Source organism: Candidatus Filomicrobium marinum (assembly GCF_000981545.1).
Taxonomy (GTDB): Bacteria; Pseudomonadota; Alphaproteobacteria; order Rhizobiales; family Hyphomicrobiaceae; genus Filomicrobium; species Filomicrobium insigne.
Genome location: NZ_LN829119.1, coordinates 3,271,656 through 3,290,699, shown reverse-complemented (window position 1 = coordinate 3,290,699; position 19,044 = coordinate 3,271,656). Strand labels below are relative to the sequence as shown.

Sequence of the window (19,044 nt, the reverse complement as noted above, 5' to 3'; positions counted from 1 at the left end):
ACTCATGGCTGACATGGCCCAATATGTCACCCTTGGCATCGCGAGCGAATTGCTCGCGGTGCCAGTCGAGCGGGTGCAAGAGATTTTGGAAGTACAACTCGTATCCCGTCTGCCGCATGCACCCGACTATCTTCTCGGAATGATCGATGTGAGAGGGCAGGGCGTACCGGTGGTTGATCTCTGCCGGAAGCTGGGCTTCGACGCGAGCGAGGACACTGAGAACACGCGTATCATCGTGCTCAATGTCACGGTCTCAGGGCGTGAGCTTACGTTTGGTCTCAAAACTGACCGCGTATTTGAGGTTACGGTGCTCGATGAGCCCGACCTCGAACCGCCGCCGGAGATTGGGGTCAAATGGCGGTCTGAGTTCATCGCGGGAATCGGCCGGCGGCACCGTGCGTTTGTTACAGTTCTCGATTTAAACCGGCTCTTTGAGGCTAGCGAAATCTCCGTCATCGCTCCGTCTAATCAGGCTGATGGACGGGCGGCCTAGAAATACTTCGCGGAGTGCATCGATGTGCTCCGCGATCCTTCCCTTTCTCATTCTCCATATGTGTCTCTGATGGAGCTCTTAGCGAGTTCCAGACTTTCGGGGGTTGTCGTGTCACAGGCTTTGCTTCTTGAAGACCCAGCGGAGGAAGCGCTGGGCTATGACCGCTTGAGCGAGGCGAATTTTCGTCGCATCGCGTCGCTTATCAGCGGCAAGGTGGGCATCAAGTTGCCGAATGCTAAGCGGCTTATGGTTGAGGGGCGCTTGCGTAAGCGCATGCGTACATTGGGTCACCCAAGCCTTACGGCCTATTGCCGATTTCTCTTTGACCAGAACGGGCTCGCCACGGAACTTGTCCACGTCATTGATGCCGTGACAACAAACAAGACGGATTTCTTCCGTGAGCCTGAGCATTTTAAAGTTCTGGAAAATAAACTCTTACCATCACTTCTTGCGCGGCGTCCGAGGGGTGGAAGGCCGAGGCTCAAGTTCTGGAGTGCCGCCAGTTCGAACGGCGCTGAAGCGTATACCATTGCGATGGTGATGGCGAACTTGGCCGAGCAAACGAAGGCGTTTGATTTTGCCGTTCTTGGGACGGATATCTCTACGCGCATTTTGGCTGCGGCTGATCTAGCTGTCTATCCCGCCGAGATGGTGGTGCCGGTGCCGCCGGAATTTCAGGAGCGCTATCTTATGCGTGGGCGCTCTCCTTCCCACACGAGGGACGTCCGAATGGTTCCGGAGCTACGCCGCCGGGTACAGTTCCGTAAACTCAACCTTATGGATGACCGCTATTCCATCGATCGGGATGTGGACGTCATCTTCCTGCGCAATGTGCTCATCTATTTTGAAAAGGCGACACAGGAAGCTGTGGTGCGCCGGCTCATGGGGCATTTACGTCCAGGCGGCTTCATTATTCTCGGTCATTCCGAATCAATGATTGGCACTAATATGTCCCTGCGTCAGTGGGCGCCAGGCGTATTCCAATATGATGCGTGAGCGGGGGAGGGGTTGATGCTCGACAGATTGGCCAAGTCGGCGTCATCGGAGAAAATTCGGGTTCTTATTGTCGATGACTCCGCCACCGTGCGGCGTGCTCTTTCCGACATCATATCGAGCGCACCGGATCTCGAAGTTATGGCAACGGCGTCGGATCCCTATAAGGCGGCCGAGCGCATGCGCGATGAGATTCCCGATGTCATGTTCCTGGACATTGAAATGCCGCGCATGGATGGCCTCACATTCCTGCGCCGAATTATGGCTCAGCGACCTATTCCGGTCGTGATCTGCTCAACGCTGACGGCTGAGGGTTCGACGGCGTTCATGCAGGCACTCGAAGCCGGTGCCGTCGATGTCATTACAAAGCCGCGCGTTGATACGGCGCAGGCGCTTTCTGATTCACGGATGCGTATCTGTGACGTGGCCCGCGCCGCCGCTCATGCCCGGATTGGTGTCCGGCGGCGTGTTGTTCAGCCGGTCAAGATCGAGAAGAAGCTTACAGCGGATGCGATCATTCCCCACGTTACCCTGCGCAAACGGCCCGGTTTGATCACCGATAGGATCATTGCTATCGGGGCTTCTACCGGCGGGACGGAAGCTTTGCGGGCGGTTCTGACGGCTCTGCCTGTGGATTGTCCTGGCATCGTCATCGTTCAGCACATGCCGGAGCGGTTTACGGCATCTTTCGCCGAGCGGCTTGATGGACTTTGCCGGATTGCGGTCAAAGAAGCCGAAACGGGGGATCCCGTCATTCCCGGTCGCGCTCTTATCGCACCTGGCAATCATCATATGTTGCTGGAGCGGCTTGGGAAGCAATACCGGGTCGTCATCAAAGATGGTCCGCACGTGTCACGGCATCGGCCATCTGTAGACGTCCTGTTCCGGTCTGCGGCCCAGGCCGCGGGGGCGAACGCGATGGGCATTTTGCTCACGGGGATGGGTGATGATGGTGCGCATGGACTTCTGGAAATGCGCTCTGCCGGTGCGCGCACAGTCGCGCAGGATGAGGCGACCTGCGTCGTATTCGGAATGCCGAAAGAAGCGATCGCGTTGGGCGCGGCCGAAAAGATTTTACCCCTAGATCGTATAGCCCGTCAGATTACAGAGGACGTCCGGCGTAGCCCGGAGGCGTGTGCATCGTGAGTAAGTCTGAGAATCTAGCTGTGTCAGCCTCGTCGTTCGACCCGCGAGCGGTCTCATTTGCTGGGAAGAGGAAACAGCTTGCGGAGCCGCGCGATACGATTGAGCAGACCTTTACCGAGATGGGTGGGAGGCTGATTGGCTGCACAAGTCAGCTGCGCCAAATCGCTGACGCCCATGAGAATATGCCTGCGGAACTGCAGAGCGCAGAGTTTGAGTCCGCCATCGAGATGCTGGAGGCAATTCGCGAGCAGTTGGCAGAGTTGGTGGTGGCGCACTCTGCCGAGCAGGACGATATTGTTCAGCTGACGAGCACTGCCGGACGCGTGAAAAAGCCTCTCACCGATTTGCGGGAGGCGGTGCGTGCCATCCGCTTTATTGCGGTCAACGCGCGTGTCGTCGCTGCGGGGATCAAGGGCGCACATGGGACGTTTGACGCTTCCACAACGGATATGGCCGAATTAGGCCGCAGCGTCGAAGGTGCCGTTTCCGCATTTTCCCGTTCATTCGAGGGACTAGGAGCTGGTCTTGCAGTCGCTCGTTCGGCGAATGCTGCTTTTGCTGTTCGGCACGAAGCGACGCTCAATCATGTCTCGGGCAAATTGAGCGAACATCTTTCTATCCTTACACAGCACCGTTCGAGAGCCGCGGATAAGGCCGGAGATCATGCCGCCTCTCTCAGCCGTCTCACGGCACGAGTAGGAGAGGCTGTCGCAGCTCTTCAGATCGGGGATATTACGCGCCAACGCGTGGAGCATATTGAAGAAGCGCTGGGTATGCTTGACGACTATTCCAACGACACGGAGAAGTCGGCTAGCGATCCGACACTTGGTTCCAATACCATTTCCGTAGTTCTCGGTATTCAAGCTGAGCAACTGGATGAAGCTATTTCGGACTTTGATGAACAAGTCGCGGGACTCGCACAGATACTCGGCCAGCTTGCAGAAGATACGGCCGCGGTTTTGAGGGAGAACAGCGAAGAAGCAGAGCAGCTGTTTTCAAAGAGTGGTACGGCCTTGGCGGCGTTGATCGACGACCTTCGCGAAATCTGCGTTTTGTTCGACGATTTTGAGAAGACGCATGCTGGCTTACAGAAAATTACCGGAGAAGTTGCGAAATCGGTTGGTGCGATGGTGGCGGCAATGGCTGAACACGTCGAGACTATCCGCGATATCGAGCTGCGCATCCGTATGCTCAGCCTCAACACTGTTATTCAGTGCAGTCAGTTGGGGGATCAGGGTGATGCATTGATGGTTGTGGCACAGAACCTGCGTTCTCTGGCGGAAGCGACGGTGGAAGCGGCGGAGTCGATTATGACCGAGTTGGCTGAGGTTGATATGCTCGCGCAGCGACTCGTTGAACGACGTTCGGCAGCGGCGGCTGATAACGCCTCGGCTCTCGGCCAAGGCGCACGGGACGCTATCGCGTTGTTTGAAACGGCCGTTGGCCGCATGCGGGCATGCGTAGAGACGATGTCGTCCGCTGGGCCTCGGACGATTTCTCTTTTGGATGAAACAATTCGAAGCGTTTCCGGACGTCGTGAGTTTGCGGACACCTGGCGGGCGGTTCTGCGCGAATTCCAGGTGATTGCTCCGACAAATGTTCAGAAGACGGCAGCTTCCGGGTTCGATCAGGCCTTCATGGGTAAGTTGCGCGCCCGTTATACGATGGACAGTGAGCGTCGCTTGCATGATCTATTGTTGGGTGCGGCTCCGGATAGTCAGGCCGTCACCGCACCGTTGGAGCTGGAAACGAGCCTCGACGACATTTTCTTTTAACAGGCGGGAACACCCTCGCACCACGCTGACGGTGCCTGCTCAGATCGCCCGCATGTCGCTGGGGTGAGTAAATCGAGGCCCCGGGGTCCCTTCCGTATTTTCTGTTGTCCTAAGCGTGGATTTACACGCTCCGTATCCGTTGCACAATTCATCGTGATGATGCGTGCAACGGATTTTGCCGGGCTTTCTCGTTGTGCTGTTTGAATTGACGGTTGGTCGTGTCTCGGCGACTAGTACCGCGCAATAGGGCACACCTTGAGGGTCACCGGATGATTGGGATTTTTCCTGGTTCTACTCGTGGTTACGGGCAGAACGTGATTTATACGGCCGCCGTCTTCTTGTTGGCGGCCTCGTTTTTCGCTCCGCCTGCCGAAGCGCAACGCCGTCGCGGCGGGGATGAACCTCCGGCAATCACGTTTGTCGACGTGTCTATGCGGCCACGCAATGACCGTGTTGCCGCAGTCGGGTCAAGCCGCGCACGTCAGGAAGTGACGCTTACGGCTCGGGTGGCTGGTGTGGTGTCGGATGTATTTTTTGAAGGTGGGTCCAAGGTCTCAGCGGACGAGCCTCTATTAAAGCTCTTATCGGAGCCGGAGGCTATTGCCGTTGAAACAGCCGAGGCTCAGCGCGCCCAGGCATTTGATACCGTCGAAAGATACAATCAGCTCAGTTCCGGTTCCATTACCCGCGTGGCGAAGTCGGAGGCTGAAACCGCGCTCAAAGTCGCCGATGCTGCGCTACGCGCGGCGCGTTACCAGCTCGATCAGATGACCATCCGGGCTCCCTTTGCAGGTGTCATGGGACTGACGAACTTGCAACCTGGTGATTACGTTGCTGTTGGTGATGCGATCGCCACGATCGACGATCGATCTACCTTGATCATCGAATTCACGGTGCCGGAAGCGGTCGCGTCCTCGGTCAAGATTGGGTTGCCGGTTCGGGCCAACCCGATCGCGCGAACAGGTGATGTTTCCAATGGCAAAGTACAGGCTGTGGGTACGCGCCTCGACCCAGTTTCACGGACATTGCGGGTCCGCGCCGAAATCCCGAATACAGATCTTTCCCTCATCCCGGGGTCAACCTTTTCTGTCAGCATCCGCCTCCCTGGCGAAGAGGCTCCAGAGCTTCCTGGTCTCGCGATTCAATGGGATCGCGCGGGTGCATTTGTCTGGCGCTTGACTGGGGAGAACACCGTCGAACGCGTCGATGCCGTAATCCTTGCACGTAACGGCGGCCGCGTGCTTGTCGAGGCCGATCTCGAGGCCGGCGATAAAGTTGTGCATGAAGGCGGTGGCTTTCTGCGCGCGGGACAAACCGTCAATCCGCAAAACTCCTAACGAGCGCCTTCCTGGTGTCGTGAACGCTTCCCTCGGAACAACTTTGGAATTCAGACGATGACCGCTGCGCCCGAAGGCTCGCAATCAAGCTCGAAACCGGATGATGGGGGATGGGTTGGCGTCTTTATTCGCCGGCCGATTCTCGCCTTGGTGGTCAATCTGTTGATCATCATTGCCGGTGTCGCGGCTCTGCAATCTATCGAAATTCGCGAGCTTCCTGACGTTGACCGTCCCGTCGTTACGGTGCGCGCGAGTTATCCCGGGGCAACACCGGAAAGTATGGATGCTCAAATCACGGCGATCATCGAAAGTGCTGTGTCTCGGGTGCAGGGGATTACCGGCATATCGTCAACGTCCTCGTACGGCTCGAGCCGCGTTTCCATCGAGTTCTCCAGTGAGACGAATATGGAAACTGCGGCGATGGACGTGCGTGATGCCGTTGCCGGGATCACCAATCAACTGCCCGACGATATGGATGAAGAACCCCGCGTGATTAAAGCTGACTCGGATGCTTCGCCGATCATTCGGATAGCCGTTTCTTCGACGACGCTTTCCGAAAGTGAGCTTACGGACTACGTCGAAAACATCATCGAGGATCGTCTTGCTGCCGTTGAGGGCGTCGCGGCTGCCAACTCCTACGGCTTACGTGCCAAGACCATCGAGGTGAGGGCGTCGCTCGTCGCTCTGGCGGGACGTGGCTTAAGCCTTCAGGATCTCATCGCCGCGATCAACAAAGCTTCTGTGGTCACGCCATCAGGTGCTCTTGAAAACGAGACGCAGCAGCTTCTCGTTCGTGCGGAAGCGCCCGTTATGTCTCCAACAGATGTGAGCGCCTTAGAGATCAATTCACACACGAAGGTTGGCGACGTTGCCTTTGTCCGGTGGGCGTTTCAAGAGGCGACCGCCGTGACCCGTCTCAATGGGGAAACCGCCATCGGAATGGAGATCATCCGTCAGGCGCAAGCGAACACGATCCGAATCTCCGATGGTGTGCGCGCCGCGGTCGAAGAGCTTCGCAAATCATTGCCCGAAGGCGTGACCATCGCGATCACGTCTGATGACGCGACGTTCATACGTGAGTCCATCTCGGAAGTTTTCATCAGCCTTTTGTTGGCGACGGCAATTGTGATCTTGATCATTTTTGCCTTTCTGCAGTCGGTGCGTGCGACGGTGGCGCCAGCGTTGGCGATCCCTGTATCGCTTATCGGAACGTTAGCCGCGATATGGATGGCAGGGTTTTCGATAAACCTACTGACGCTTTTGGCGCTCGTAGTCGCGACGGGCCTCGTTGTCGACGACGCTATTGTGGTTCTTGAAAACATAGCCAGACGGCGAGCGATGGGCGCAGGTCCTCGCGCGGCCGCGGTTCTTGGAACGAAGGAGATCGTCTTCGCCGTGCTTTCCACCACGGCGACGCTCGCGGCTGTGTTTGTGCCCATTTCGTTCATGCCGGGCATCGTGGGCAACCTGTTCTCCGAGTTCGGATTTGTGCTGGCCTTCGCGGTGACGATTTCGTCTGCGGTGGCGTTGATCCTTTGCCCGATGTTGGCATCGAAGCTTGGAACCGGGGTCTCGATCTCTGATGGAGAAACACGCAAAGGCCTGTTGGGAGGCATGGGAGCGCTGGGGGCCGCCGCTTACGGTGCAATTCTCAATCTATGTTTGAAGTTGCGTTATCTCTTCATTGCACTTTGCCTCGGCTTTGCTGCGCTGGGCTGGCTTGCGTACGAGAACTTGCCTAAGGAGATCACGCCGACGGAGGATCGTGGCGTTGTGCTTATCCGTCTTGGGACGCAGCAAGGCAGCAATCTCCAGTATTCAGCGCAGAAGACAGAGCGCGTCGAGGCCGTTCTTCACGAACTCAAGGATCGTGGAGAAGTGACCGATGTGTTGGCGATGATCGGTCGCGGTGGGGTGAATCGGGCTTTTGTGATTGCCCCGCTCGCGCCTTGGTCGGAGAGATCACGTAGCCAGCAGGAGATACAAGCTGAGCTTCAACGCCGCTTCGCATCCATACCGGGTATAACGGTTTCACTGTTGTCACCAAACAGTCTTGGTATTCGTGGTGGCGGGCAGGGCCTGAGGTTTGCGGTTGCAGGGCCGAACTATGACCGGCTTGCCGACGTCGCTCTTAAGATTGCAAACAAACTTTCTGAGACGCCCGGCTTTCGTAACGCGCGGACTGATTACGACACCACGCAACCGCAGCTTTCCGTTCGCATCAACCGCGAGGCGGCGACGACGCTCGGCGTGTCGATCGACACCATCACAAGCCTGATCAACACGATGGTGGACTATGGCAAGGCGGCGGATCTCTTCATTGACGATGAGATCGTTGAAGTGCAGGTCAAGGCGGGTGGGCGCCCGATCAATGATCCTTCGGACCTTGAAAATCTTTTCGTCAAAGCATCGGATGGTAGCTTCATCACCTTGTCCTCCCTTGTAACAATGGAGGAGGTGGCTATTGCTCCAAGCTTAAGCCGTGAGGATCGACAACGGTCCGTGCCGATCACCGCGTCGTTGAATCAGGATGTCGTGCTCGGTGACGCGGTGACAACGATGCGAACGGTGGCTGCTCCGCTTATGGATCCGAACATGTCAATTATCCTGCTCGGTGAAGCACGGACACTATCGGAAACTAGCGAAAACACGGCACTGGTTTTCTCAATAGCGCTTATCATTGTCTTCCTAGTTCTGGCGGCTCAGTTTGAGAGCATTGTCAGCGCGCTCGTCATCCTCCTGACCGTTCCATTTGGCTTGGCGGCTGCGGTCTTCGCTATCCAGCTCACGGGTGGGACGCTCAATGTTTATAGCCAGATTGGGCTCGTTCTCCTCGTGGGTGTGATGGCGAAGAATGGTATTCTGATTGTTGAATTCGCAAACCAGCGCCGGGATGAAGGCGCGGACGTCGATACTGCGATCCGTGATGCGGCGACGACCCGGTTGCGTCCCGTGATGATGACGATGGCGTCGACCGTCTTGGGTGCGCTCCCCCTGATATTCGCGACGGGTGCCGGTGCGGAGTCGCGTTTGGCTTTGGGCTGGGTGATTATCGGCGGCTTGGGGTTTGCGACGATCTTCACGCTCTTCCTGACGCCGATTACATTTCGGATACTGGCGCCGTTTTCAAAACCGCGGGCTGATGAAACGCGCTTGCTGGTGGAGGAGTTGAAATCGGCGCCGCAGTAGCGTTAGAGGACGCATCAAGCATTTTCAAAACCATTGCGGCCTCTAACGATCTGTTCGCTAGAGGCCGCGATCTTATGGTTATGGTATCGGACGTCACGTGAAGACGGGGGAAAGGTCCTTCAGGTGTTTTAAGGCGCGTGCACGTTCGCTGTTTGCGGAAAGCGGTTCCGACAACCGGACACCCACCGTTTTATAGGCACGGCGGACGACGGTGGCTTCGCGAAGTGACAACTCAGCTCTTCTGAACAGAAAAAATTGGTCAGGAAGCTCCTCATTGCTTTCCATAAGAAGGCGCGCGCCGCCTTCTGACGTGTCGAGTATGATGCAATTCACGGGAGTGCGGCCGTCGTCAAAGACAATCTTGGCCAGCTTCTTAGTGTGGGTTCTACGGGATTTTCGGTGTTCGTTCATGGGGCGATACACCAGCCTTTTCGGGACAATTGCTCTAGATGACAGAAATCCCTCATACTTTAGCTGTCACTCATTTAAAATCGGATAATCGAATTGCAGATTTCTAGTTTTATTAATTTGTGCGCAGATGTCCCTTTTCTAGGCAGCGATTTATCTCTTTGCGCCGCGCTATCGGCATCTTCTTCCGTCAGCGCGGCGCATGATCATTGTGTTCTTTCTAGGTGTGCACGGGATCAGCAGAGATTGATCCTTGGCTTTGATTTGTTGCTTGTCTGCGGGTGAGCAGACGGCGCACCGTCACGTAGAAGACCGGCGTAAAGAACAGGCCGAATACGGTGACGCCGAGCATCCCAAAGAATACCGCTGTACCAATGGCGTGGCGTAGTTCTGCGCCGGCACCTTCAGCGATCATCAGTGGCACAACGCCGAGAATGAACGCCAGCGATGTCATCAAGATCGGACGCAACCGCAAGCGGCCAGCCTCCACGACGGCATCGTCAATGGATTGGCCATGAGCTTCGAGGTCACGTGCAAACTCGACGATCAGGATTGCGTTCTTTGCGGCCAAGCCAACGAGAACAACGAGGCCCACCTGCGTCAGAATGTTGTTGTCCTGGCCCATCCACATCACGCCGCCGATTGCTGAGAGTAAGCACATTGGAACGATCAGGATGACGGCAAGTGGCAACGACCAGCTTTCGTATTGTGAGGCCAGGACGAGGTAGACGAAGACCACGCTCAGGAGGAAGATCACAATACCGCCTCCGGCCAAACGCTGCTGATAGGACAGCTCGGTCCATTCGATGGCGTAATCGCTCGATAAGGTCTTTGCTGCGATTTCCTCCACCAGATCGAGTGCGGCGCCAGAACTTACATTCGGGACTGCGGACCCAATGACTTCAGCGGTTGGGAACAAGTTATAGCGTGGCACGCGATCGGGTGCGGCTTGGGTCTTGAAGGTCGCAATCGACCCCAGCGGAACCATCGCACCGGAGTCGCCCTTCGTTTTGAGCCTGCTAATTTGCTCGATATCGAGACGGTTCCGGCCCTCCGCCTGGGCGATTACCTGATACGTGCGTCCGGAGAGGTTAAAGTCATTGACGTAGCTGCTGCCGAGATAGGTTTCGAGGGTTTCGTGGACGCTTGCTACGGCGACGCCGAGCATCTCAGCTTGCGTGCGGTCGATGTCGAAGAAGTACTCCGGCGCCGACGCGTTGAACGGCGTGAACGCAAACGCAATTCGAGGATCCGCCCTGAGCGCAGCCAACAGTTTCTGGGTGGCATCTTCGAGCGCTACAGAGCCATGGTTGTTGAGATCCTGCACCCGCAATGAGAAGCCGCCGGATGCGCCAATGCCACGGATCGTCGGAGGTGCGATGATTGTAATCTGGGCACCTGCGATATCGGCGAAACGCTTGTTCAGCTCGGCTTGGATTGCCGTTGCGGATTTTGATTTGTCATGGCGTTTTTTAAAATCCTCCAGCTGGACGAAGACCACGCCAGCGCTGCTGCTCTGTGTTCCGGTTGCCAGATTTTGGCCTGGGAACATGTGTGCCCACTCCACTCCTGAAATTTGGCGGGAGCGGGCTCCCACTTCGCGAACGATGTCGTCTGTCCGCTGCAAGGATGCGCCTGGCGGCAACTGAACCAAGGCAATGAGATAACCCTGGTCCGCAGCGGGGACGAAGCCGCGCGGAACCTGGACGAACGCCCAGACAGCCGCCGCGATCAATCCCGCGTAGAGCACCAACATGAAACCCGTCCTGCGGATCGCTTGTCGCGTTAGTGCGGCGTATCCGGAAGCCAACTTGTCGAAGAAAGTATTGAAGCCGTTGATGAGGGGCTGAAGCAGTCTGGCCAAGATACTCGGACGGCGCGTATGGGTGTCGTGCTTTTTGAGAAGCAACCCAGCTAGGGCAGGACTCAAGGTCAGCGAGTTGAACGCCGAGATCAACGTCGCGACTGCGATCACTACGGCAAACTGCCGGAAGAACTCACCAGAGATGCCTTCGAGGAACATGGTTGGAACGAACACCGACGTCAGCACGAGTGCGATTGAAATCAGTGCCCCGCCCACTTCGTCCATGGTCTTGCGCGCAGCTTCCTTGGGTGACAATCCCTCGCGTAGATAGCGTTCGACGTTTTCGACAACGACGATGGCGTCGTCGACAACGATGCCAACGGCCAGCACCAATGCGAACAGTGTCAGGGTATTGATGGTGTAACCGAGCGCCGCCATGACGGCGAACGTTCCAACAAGAGATACTGGAATAGCCAGAAGCGGAATGATCGTGGCTCTTCCGCTTTGCAAGAAGAGGATGACCACGAAGACGACGAGGGCGATGGCCTCGTAGATGGTGTGTTCCAACGCTTCGATGGATGTCCGGACGAAGAATTCGGTTGGGTTATAGGTCATCCGATAATCGACACCGGATGGAAAACCTTCCGCCAATTTCGCCATCGTCGATTGAATAGACGTCGAGGCATCGAGCGCGTTGGTGCCGGGTCGCTGGAAGACGAGCAGCGCGACCACGGGAGTGTCGTTGATGTAGGCATTAGTGCCGTAGTTGCGGGCACCGAGTTCGGTCCGTGCGATATCGCGCAGACGCACGACACGGCCGCCGTCTGTGCGCTTGACAATGATTTGCTCGAACTCTTGGGGTTCGATGAAGCGGCCTTGGACAGTCAAAGACGGTTGAAAGGCGCGATCCGTCGGAACTGGCGGCTGGCCGAGAACGCCGCCTGCAACCTGTACGTTCTGGGCGCGCAAAGCTTCTACAACTTCCGATGCCGACAAGCCCATTTCAGCGACTTTGTCAGGGTCCAACCACACGCGCATTGCGTAGTCGCGTGCACCCAGGATCTGGACGCTGCCGATGCCGGACAACCGGCTGAGAACCGGGACAATTCGTTGGGTCGCGTAGTTGGATAGATAGAGCTGGTCGCGGCTATTATCGGGAGAAATGAGCTGGGCAACAAGAAGGAAATCGGGTGAGTTTTTCTCTACCGTGACGCCGATGCGCCGAACGACCTCGGGAAGGCGAGGTTCGGCGAGTGCAACGCGGTTCTGAACCAGCATCTGCGCTTTGTCCAAATCGGTTCCGATGCGGAATGTCACAGTGAGACTGAGGCGACCGTCCTGAGTTGATTGAGACTGCATGTAGAGCATGTCGTCGACGCCGTTCACTTCTTGCTCAATTGGCGTCGCGACCGTGTCGGCAATCGTTTTAGCGTTGGCGCCGGGGTATTGAGCCGACACCGTCACTGTTGGCGGAATAACTTCTGGGTACTGGGAAATTGGGAGCCGGCTTGCGGCGACGGCTCCGATGATCAGGGTAGCGATCGACAAGGCGATCGCGAATACCGGCCGATCAATGAAGTAGCGACCGAGTCTCATCGGGCGATCTCCTCAGAGGTAATGCGAGCAGTTTTGATATCGGGCTCGGAGGGGGTAGAGCTGATGGCGACTTCCTGGCCGGCTCGAATGCGCTGCAGGCCGGAGGTCACCACAACATCGCTGGGCGTAATGCCGGTGCGAATGACGCGTAGGCCGTCGACGATGGGCCCTAGCGTGACATTGCGCAGTTCGGCCTTGCCATTTTTAACGACGTAGACGACGCGGGAAGCTTGGTCGGTGGCGATGGCTTCGCCTGGGATCAACACGGCATCGTAAGCACCGCTCGCGATAAGCTTAACGCGTGCGAACAGTCCAGGAGTGAAGACGAGATCCTGGTTACTCACGATGGCGCGCGCCCGAACCGTTGCGCTTGCCCGATCCACCTGATTGGACAGAAAGTCCATGGTTCCGGAATGGGGAAATCCCTTATCGTCTGGCAGTGCAATTTGAACTGGGTTGGGGGCTTCGCGTGAACTTGGCCGCGTGCCATTCCGCGCGGCGCGGACGTATTTCAGGTATGCGTTCTGATCGACGTCGAAAACCACGTGGATGGGGTCCAGAGACACGATGTCAGTGAGAACCGTGGCGTCAATTCCGCCGCCGCCGATCAAGTTGCCGACGTCGACCCTATGACTGTCGATGCGCCCAGAAACGGGTGCACGGATTTCCGTGAACTCCAGGTCGAGCAGCGCGCGGTCCAACGCAGCTTTCGCGGTGAGGACGCGTGCTTCGGCCTGCCGGACGCCTGACGCGCGCTCGTCATAAAGCCGCTCAGGTACGGTCTGCGACGGACGCAACGCTGCCGCGCGAGACAGTTCCTGGCGAGCGAATTCCAGTGCGGCTTCCGCAGCCCCGACATCGGCTTGCGTGGATGCGACTGCCAGTTTGAAGGGGCGCTGATCGATCGTGAACAGCAAGTCACCCTCTTTTACGAGCTGGCCATCCTTGAAGTGAATGGCGGTGAGGTAGCCGCTTACACGCGCTCGGACCTGGACACTTTCAACGGCGGTGAACCGTCCTGTGTATTCGTCCCACTCGGTGATTTTTTTGACTGTCGGCGCTACAGCGACGACCTGCGGTGGCGCAGGGGATGCGGCGGCGGTTTTGGTCTCGTTGAGGTCGCAGCCAGCAAGCACCATCGCGATGGCCACGAGGAAGGCAAGCCCTAGGGCTATAAAGGCGGGGGATCGGATCATCTCTTATGGGCTCCGTTTGGGACCGTTTGTTGTTGTGGCAGCGAGCGTTCTGTTTCAGCTGCTGCCTAGGATGAGGACGCTGAACAAGACGATGAGAACGGCTTCACCGGCGAAGACGCGGAGCAGGAATTGATTGCGGCTCATGACTGCCTCCTGTGACTTTTTGATTGGCTGCTGTCGGGCAACAGTTCCCCGTTCGGTGTGTCGAGCGTCAGCGGAGGTCGCTGTCGTTCGGCACGCCGGGACATGGGTGCAAGTGATGTGAGAGGCGGTAGGTCAGGACACTTGGCTGAGTGCCGGATCCTCCAGAAGTGGTTGGGGGCGGCTTAGGGAATTAGGCTGTGTAACCCCCGTCGATTGTCAGGACGGTGCCGGTTACATACGAAGCCGCTGGGCTTGCGAGGAATGCTACGCCTGCTGCGATTTCTTCCGGGCGACCGTACCGACCGAGGGCCGTCACGGCATTAAGGTGACTGGCAAAATCACCGTCCGCCGGGTTCATGTCCGTATCAACAGCGCCGGGTTGCACCACGTTGACTGTGATGTTGCGCGATGCGAGGTCGCGCGCGATGCCCTTTGTGTAACCAACGATAGCGCCCTTCGTCGCCGCGTAGTCGGCGAGATTTGGAAAGCCGACGCGCGTTGCAATGGCGGACCCGATTGTGATGATCCGGCCGTTATCGCTTAGGACTTTGGATGCTTCGCGAATGGCCGCAACAACGCCGTTCACGTTGATGGCCTGCTGGCGATCAAGTGCGTTGTAGTCATTGTTCGCGTCGTCGCCGACCGCACCGGTCACGAACACACCGGCGTTGTTGACGAGGATGTCCAGGCGACCAAATTTGTCGACGACAGCCTTTACGAGACCAGCCGCCTCTGTGGGATTGGCTTGGTCAGCCTTGAAAGCTGCGGCCTTGACACCTTTCTTTTCAAGTTCGCGAACGACGGCCTCAGCCTTGTCTGCTGAGGCTGCGTAACTGATTGCGACGTGGGCGCCTTCGTCGGCGAGTGCGTATGCCGCTGCTGCGCCGATTCCGCGAGATGCTCCTGTGACAAGAGCAACCTTACCTTTGAGGGAATGTGACATTGTATGCCTCGTGCTCTATATTTGTACTGTGCGGTACACATATAGGTCTGGCATCCGGGCTGTCAATCACTATTTGTATCGATGAGTATGTTAATGGTATAGGGGGTTCGTTCAAGAAAGGAGAAGAGCGGTGCAGAAAGGCCGTCCGAGAGAATTCGATACTGACAAAGCGCTAGATAAGGCTCTCCACGTTTTCTGGAGTCGGGGCTATGAAGGAACGTCTTTGTCCGATCTAACCGAGGCCATGGGCATCAATCGCCCGAGCCTCTATGCCGCGTTCGGCAACAAAGAGGAGTTATTCCGCCTCGCCTTGGACCGTTATGTCGAGACCGGGCCGGGTGCACTCCAACGTGCCGCATTGGAAGAGCCCACCGCCCGCGCCGTGGTTGAGCGACTCCTTACAAGCGCAGCCAAGAGCTTGACGGATCCCTGTAACCCACGTGGTTGTCTTGCCGTCCAGGGCGCTTTGTCGTGTGGTGAAGCCGCACAGTCCATCAAGGATGAGCTGTGCTCACGCCGGTCCGCCAGTGAAACAGCGCTTCGCGCACGACTTGAACGGGCCAAAGTGGAGGGTGACTTGTCGCCTGAAAGCGATCCGGCTTCTCTTGCACGCTATGTGGAGACGGTTGTTCAGGGCATGTCGGTTCAAGCGTCAGGTGGCGCGTCGCACGCGGATCTCCTGAACGTGGTGGAGATGTCATTGAAGGCGTGGCCTGACTGATCGGCTAGCTGGTACAAGTCTGACAACTCCTAAATCTCAAGCCATCGCGAAATTCGCTTGCGACGCTTTTAAGCGGGCAACGTCTCGCACCGGTGGTGCGCCGATAGTCATCAGGCTTTGGAGGTCTCCGCGCCGCTCGCAGTAGACGGCGAGCGGATGTACTGAAACACAAGAGCTGTGAGCGACGGCAGGAACGTCAAGGTGACGATCGTGCTGCCGAGAATCCCGAACAGAACGATCGCTCCAACGCCGCGATAAAGCTCGGTTCCGGCGCCGGGGATGAAGACGAGTGGCGCCAAGGCGATGATCGTCGTCAGGGTTGTCATTGTGATGGGGCGTATACGGGATTGAACCGCTTCAGTGACGGCTTGCCGCGCGTCCATGCCCATCTCCCGAACGTTATATGACGTACGGTCCACGACAAGAATTGGGTTGTTTACCACTGTTCCCATCAGGATCAGGAAGCCCAGCATCGAGATCATGTCGAAGGGCTGATGGAAGCCCGTCAGTCCAATTGAAGGCAAGGCCGCGCCAGCCAAGTTTATGAGCGCCAGCCCGACAATGCCGCTTGCGATGCCGAGAGGTATCGTCGTCATAATCAGTATCGGATAGCCCCAGTGGCTGAAGACTGCGACCAGCAACAAATAGATGATGATGATGGCCACCACGTAGTTGCCGGAGAGCGCATCACGCGTGCGTTCCAGTTGGTCGCTTGCCCCTGAGATGTCGAGAGCAATGTTCTGCGGAATTTGGCCGGTCCGCCGTAAATGGTCGACAACTTCCCGCTCGACGATTTCAACGCCGGTTTCAAGCGCAATGGACGGCGGGGGGATGATGTTGAGTGTCACCGTTCGTCTTCCGTTTATGCGCCGGATGGTGCTCGTATCGACAGTTTCGCGTACGTCCGCGAGTGCGGACAGCGGCACCATTGTTCCTTGCGGTGTGTAAACGGGCAGCTTCTCGATATTTTCGACGGCGACGTTGGAGGGATCGTGCGCGTAGAAGTAGAGATCGATCTTCTCGTCGTCTTGATAGAAATATCCGGCAAAGGCGCCGTCCGTTAGTGCTGCGACGGTAAAGCCGAGATCATTGGCGTTCATGCCAAGCTCTGCAGCACGTTGCCAATTGGGCCGTATTTCCACGAGGGGCTGCGAGAGGGTTAGCGTAGGCGGATCGGCTTGAATCCGTGGGTTGTTGAAGACTTCCTCCGCTCGGCGGTATGCGGCTGCGGCGACCGCAAAAATGTCTTCAAGCCTCGGGCCGGAAATATCGAGGCTGACGCTCCGCGTCCCCCCATCATTGCTGGTAATGATTGAGCCTCGCGAGGCGAAGGCCTGCATACCGGCGTAGGTCTGATACTTGGCCGATATAGCCGTCATAAACGGTTCTATATCAGCGGGATCGACTGTTTCACCGATGATGCGAAGACCTTCGGCATTCACTCTCAAAAAAACGTATTTGAGAGCTGGGAAGGGGACTTCGCCGCGCTTGAAACGCTCAGGGTCGTCGTTGACGTACTGCAGGAGTTCAGTCTGCAATCCCAAGCCGAGTTGGTGCATCGTTTCGAGATTGTAGCCGGGCGGTGCGTTCATTCGGGCGAAGACCTTTGGCTCTTCGCCCTCGGGCAAATATTCTGCGGGCGGAGTCAAATACGTGATGACGGCGGTGCCCAATCCAGTGATCACCGCAATACACATCACGGCGCGTACGCGGCTTTTCACGAGCCAGCCGACGAGCGTGGTTGAACCCGCTTCGAGCATGCTCCCGGTCTGCTTATTCTTTCCTGCAATGTCGATGCGTGCGCAGGCTGTCGGGATCACCGTGATGGCTACGAGCATCGAAGCCAATACGGACGCAGCGACCGCAATCGCAATGTCAGAGTAAAGCTGCCCTGCTTCTTCCTCGATGAAGACGATGGGGACGAACACCAGCACGGTTGTCATCGTGGATGCGATCACAGCGGGCCAAACCTTGCGTACCCCCTCGATCGCTGCCTGCATTCGGTCAAGGCCCCGCCGCCGCTCGTATTCGATGCTTTCGAGCACGACAATGGAATTGTCGACTGTCATGCCGATGGCAAACGCAACGCCTGCGAGCGAGATGACGTTGATGGTGCGCCCGAATAGCAAAAGGCCGAGGAAGGCTGCGATCGTACAGATCGGAATGCCGATGACGCCGATTAGTGTTCCCGACAAGGTGCGCAGGAACAGAAACATTACGAGGGTTGCGAGAACCGCGCCGATGGCGAGGTTCGTCCAGACATTCGTGATTGAGGCTTCAACGTACACAACGTCGTCGGCGGTGAGTTCCAGGGCCATACCGGCGGGTTTCAGCACATTCCGGTTTATCGCTTCCATTTCTTCGAGCACCAGCTTTTTGATGTCGATGACGTTGGAGCCGGCTTCCCGTTGGATGGAAAGGAATATGATCGGTTTGCCGTTGACGTAAGCGTGCTGTCGTATCTCGAAGTGATCGAGTCTCACATCGGCCACATCACGGAGTCTGGTGACCGTGTCGCCGCGGCGAACGATGATCAGGTCTTTGAGTGACTCCAAGTCGTCGAAGCGACCTATGGTGCGTAACAAGTACCGGCGCTTGCCGCTTTCGATTTCGCCGCCGGATGTGTCGCGGTTTCTTGAGGCTAGCGCATTGCGAACATCGGAGAGGGTGAGCCCGCGTTCTGCCAGAGCTGGGGCGTTGACGAGAATCTGAACCTGTTTTTCTGCGCCACCACCAATATTGACGCGCGAAACGTTTGGCACCCCTTCGAGACGAACCCGCACGTGGTCGTCGACGAAGTCGCGCATCATGTCCATGTCGAGCTGGTTTGGATTCCCGTCCAGCGGCGAGACGCGCAAGTACATGAATGAGTTTGCGCTGAAGGAACTTGCGAAGATGCGCGGCTGGTCAACGTTCTCAGGGTAGGATGGGACTTGGCTTAGCGCGTTGTTGATACGTATCAGCGTTTCGTTGAGGTCGATGTCGTAGGGAAATTCAAGTTCAATTTCCGCACTGCCGCTCGATGAACGCGAGATGATCCGTTCGAGGCTTGGAATCGAGCGGAGGTATTCCTCTTGCTCGATGAGAATTTCCTTCTCGATATCTTGCGGTGTCGCGCCAGACCAAGTGGTTTCGACGGTGACGGTCCTTACGTCGAGGTCCGGAATCATCTGCACGGGAATGCGCATCGTTGCTACGATGCCTATAACGCAAACGATCAGTGTGATCACTGCCGTTAGCGTGCCTCTCTTGATCAAGGCCTCGAACACGATGGCAATCCTTTCGTGGCGCTGATCACG

General features: G+C 57.1%; 12 protein-coding genes. 7 read left to right on the top strand and 5 right to left on the bottom strand.

Annotation, left to right across the window (positions count from 1 at the left end):
- Nucleotides 1-4: 4 nt before the first annotated feature.
- The 6 genes from YBN1229_RS15385 to YBN1229_RS15360 all read left to right on the top strand — a co-directional run bounded on the left by YBN1229_RS15385 (nucleotide 5) and on the right by YBN1229_RS15360 (nucleotide 8,933).
- Nucleotides 5-493 (top strand): chemotaxis protein CheW, encoded by a 489-nt coding sequence (locus YBN1229_RS15385; protein WP_046478417.1) that lies wholly within the window; start codon nucleotides 5-7, stop codon nucleotides 491-493.
- Between the two features lie 108 nt (nucleotides 494-601).
- On the top strand, nucleotides 602-1,489 hold the full coding sequence (locus YBN1229_RS15380) for a CheR family methyltransferase (protein ID WP_244464913.1): 888 nt from the start codon (nucleotides 602-604) through the stop codon (nucleotides 1,487-1,489).
- Nucleotides 1,490-1,504: 15 nt separating this feature from the next.
- Nucleotides 1,505-2,632: a protein-glutamate methylesterase/protein-glutamine glutaminase gene (locus YBN1229_RS15375; RefSeq protein ID WP_046478418.1), complete on the top strand. Its 1,128-nt coding sequence runs from the start codon at nucleotides 1,505-1,507 to the stop codon at nucleotides 2,630-2,632.
- Complete coding sequence (locus YBN1229_RS15370) at nucleotides 2,629-4,407, top strand: methyl-accepting chemotaxis protein (RefSeq protein ID WP_152024995.1); 1,779 nt, start codon at nucleotides 2,629-2,631, stop codon at nucleotides 4,405-4,407. The genes YBN1229_RS15375 and YBN1229_RS15370 overlap by 4 nt, the downstream gene beginning before the upstream one ends.
- A gap of 269 nt (nucleotides 4,408-4,676) precedes the next feature.
- The gene (locus YBN1229_RS15365; RefSeq protein ID WP_052743989.1) at nucleotides 4,677-5,744 is read left to right on the top strand and encodes an efflux RND transporter periplasmic adaptor subunit; all 1,068 of its coding nucleotides are present in this window, start codon (nucleotides 4,677-4,679) and stop codon (nucleotides 5,742-5,744) included.
- 57 nt (nucleotides 5,745-5,801) lie between these two features.
- Nucleotides 5,802-8,933, top strand: coding sequence for an efflux RND transporter permease subunit (locus YBN1229_RS15360; RefSeq protein WP_046478420.1), 3,132 nt, complete (start codon nucleotides 5,802-5,804; stop codon nucleotides 8,931-8,933).
- A gap of 93 nt (nucleotides 8,934-9,026) precedes the next feature.
- On the opposite strand, the gene YBN1229_RS15355 is transcribed toward YBN1229_RS15360, so the two are convergent.
- The 4 genes from YBN1229_RS15355 to YBN1229_RS15340 all read right to left on the bottom strand — a co-directional run bounded on the left by YBN1229_RS15355 (nucleotide 9,027) and on the right by YBN1229_RS15340 (nucleotide 15,024).
- Nucleotides 9,027-9,344: a PilZ domain-containing protein gene (locus tag YBN1229_RS15355; RefSeq protein WP_046478421.1), complete on the bottom strand. Its 318-nt coding sequence runs from the start codon at nucleotides 9,342-9,344 to the stop codon at nucleotides 9,027-9,029.
- Between the two features lie 217 nt (nucleotides 9,345-9,561).
- Nucleotides 9,562-12,741 carry an efflux RND transporter permease subunit gene (locus YBN1229_RS15350; protein WP_046478422.1) on the bottom strand — a complete coding sequence of 1,060 codons (3,180 nt, stop codon included), beginning with the start codon at nucleotides 12,739-12,741 and terminating at the stop codon, nucleotides 9,562-9,564.
- Nucleotides 12,738-13,937 (bottom strand): efflux RND transporter periplasmic adaptor subunit, encoded by a 1,200-nt coding sequence (locus YBN1229_RS15345; RefSeq protein WP_046478423.1) that lies wholly within the window; start codon nucleotides 13,935-13,937, stop codon nucleotides 12,738-12,740. Before YBN1229_RS15345 ends, YBN1229_RS15350 begins: the two co-directional genes overlap by 4 nt.
- A 334-nt stretch (nucleotides 13,938-14,271) precedes the next feature.
- Nucleotides 14,272-15,024: an SDR family NAD(P)-dependent oxidoreductase gene (locus YBN1229_RS15340; RefSeq protein ID WP_046478424.1), complete on the bottom strand. Its 753-nt coding sequence runs from the start codon at nucleotides 15,022-15,024 to the stop codon at nucleotides 14,272-14,274.
- Between the two features lie 130 nt (nucleotides 15,025-15,154).
- On the opposite strand from YBN1229_RS15340, the gene YBN1229_RS15335 reads away from it, so the two are divergent.
- Nucleotides 15,155-15,745 (top strand): TetR/AcrR family transcriptional regulator, encoded by a 591-nt coding sequence (locus YBN1229_RS15335; RefSeq protein ID WP_046478425.1) that lies wholly within the window; start codon nucleotides 15,155-15,157, stop codon nucleotides 15,743-15,745.
- A 110-nt stretch (nucleotides 15,746-15,855) separates the two neighbouring features.
- Here the strand turns inward: YBN1229_RS15335 and YBN1229_RS15330 are convergent, their stop codons facing one another.
- On the bottom strand, nucleotides 15,856-19,014 hold the full coding sequence (locus tag YBN1229_RS15330) for an efflux RND transporter permease subunit (RefSeq protein WP_046478426.1): 3,159 nt from the start codon (nucleotides 19,012-19,014) through the stop codon (nucleotides 15,856-15,858).
- Between the last annotated feature and the right edge of the window lie 30 nt (nucleotides 19,015-19,044).

Excerpts from the sequence above, each read along its gene's own strand:
- YBN1229_RS15385 (WP_046478417.1), top strand. The coding sequence starts at position 5 with ATGGCTGACATGGCCCAATATGTCACCCTTGGCATCGCGAGCGAATTG.
- YBN1229_RS15375 (WP_046478418.1), top strand. The coding sequence starts at position 1,505 with ATGCTCGACAGATTGGCCAAGTCGGCGTCATCGGAGAAAATTCGGGTT.
- YBN1229_RS15365 (WP_052743989.1), top strand. The coding sequence starts at position 4,677 with ATGATTGGGATTTTTCCTGGTTCTACTCGTGGTTACGGGCAGAACGTG.
- YBN1229_RS15360 (WP_046478420.1), top strand. The coding sequence starts at position 5,802 with ATGACCGCTGCGCCCGAAGGCTCGCAATCAAGCTCGAAACCGGATGAT.
- YBN1229_RS15355 (WP_046478421.1), bottom strand. The coding sequence starts at position 9,344 with ATGAACGAACACCGAAAATCCCGTAGAACCCACACTAAGAAGCTGGCC.
- YBN1229_RS15350 (WP_046478422.1), bottom strand. The coding sequence starts at position 12,741 with ATGAGACTCGGTCGCTACTTCATTGATCGGCCGGTATTCGCGATCGCC.
- YBN1229_RS15345 (WP_046478423.1), bottom strand. The coding sequence starts at position 13,937 with ATGATCCGATCCCCCGCCTTTATAGCCCTAGGGCTTGCCTTCCTCGTG.
- YBN1229_RS15340 (WP_046478424.1), bottom strand. The coding sequence starts at position 15,024 with ATGTCACATTCCCTCAAAGGTAAGGTTGCTCTTGTCACAGGAGCATCT.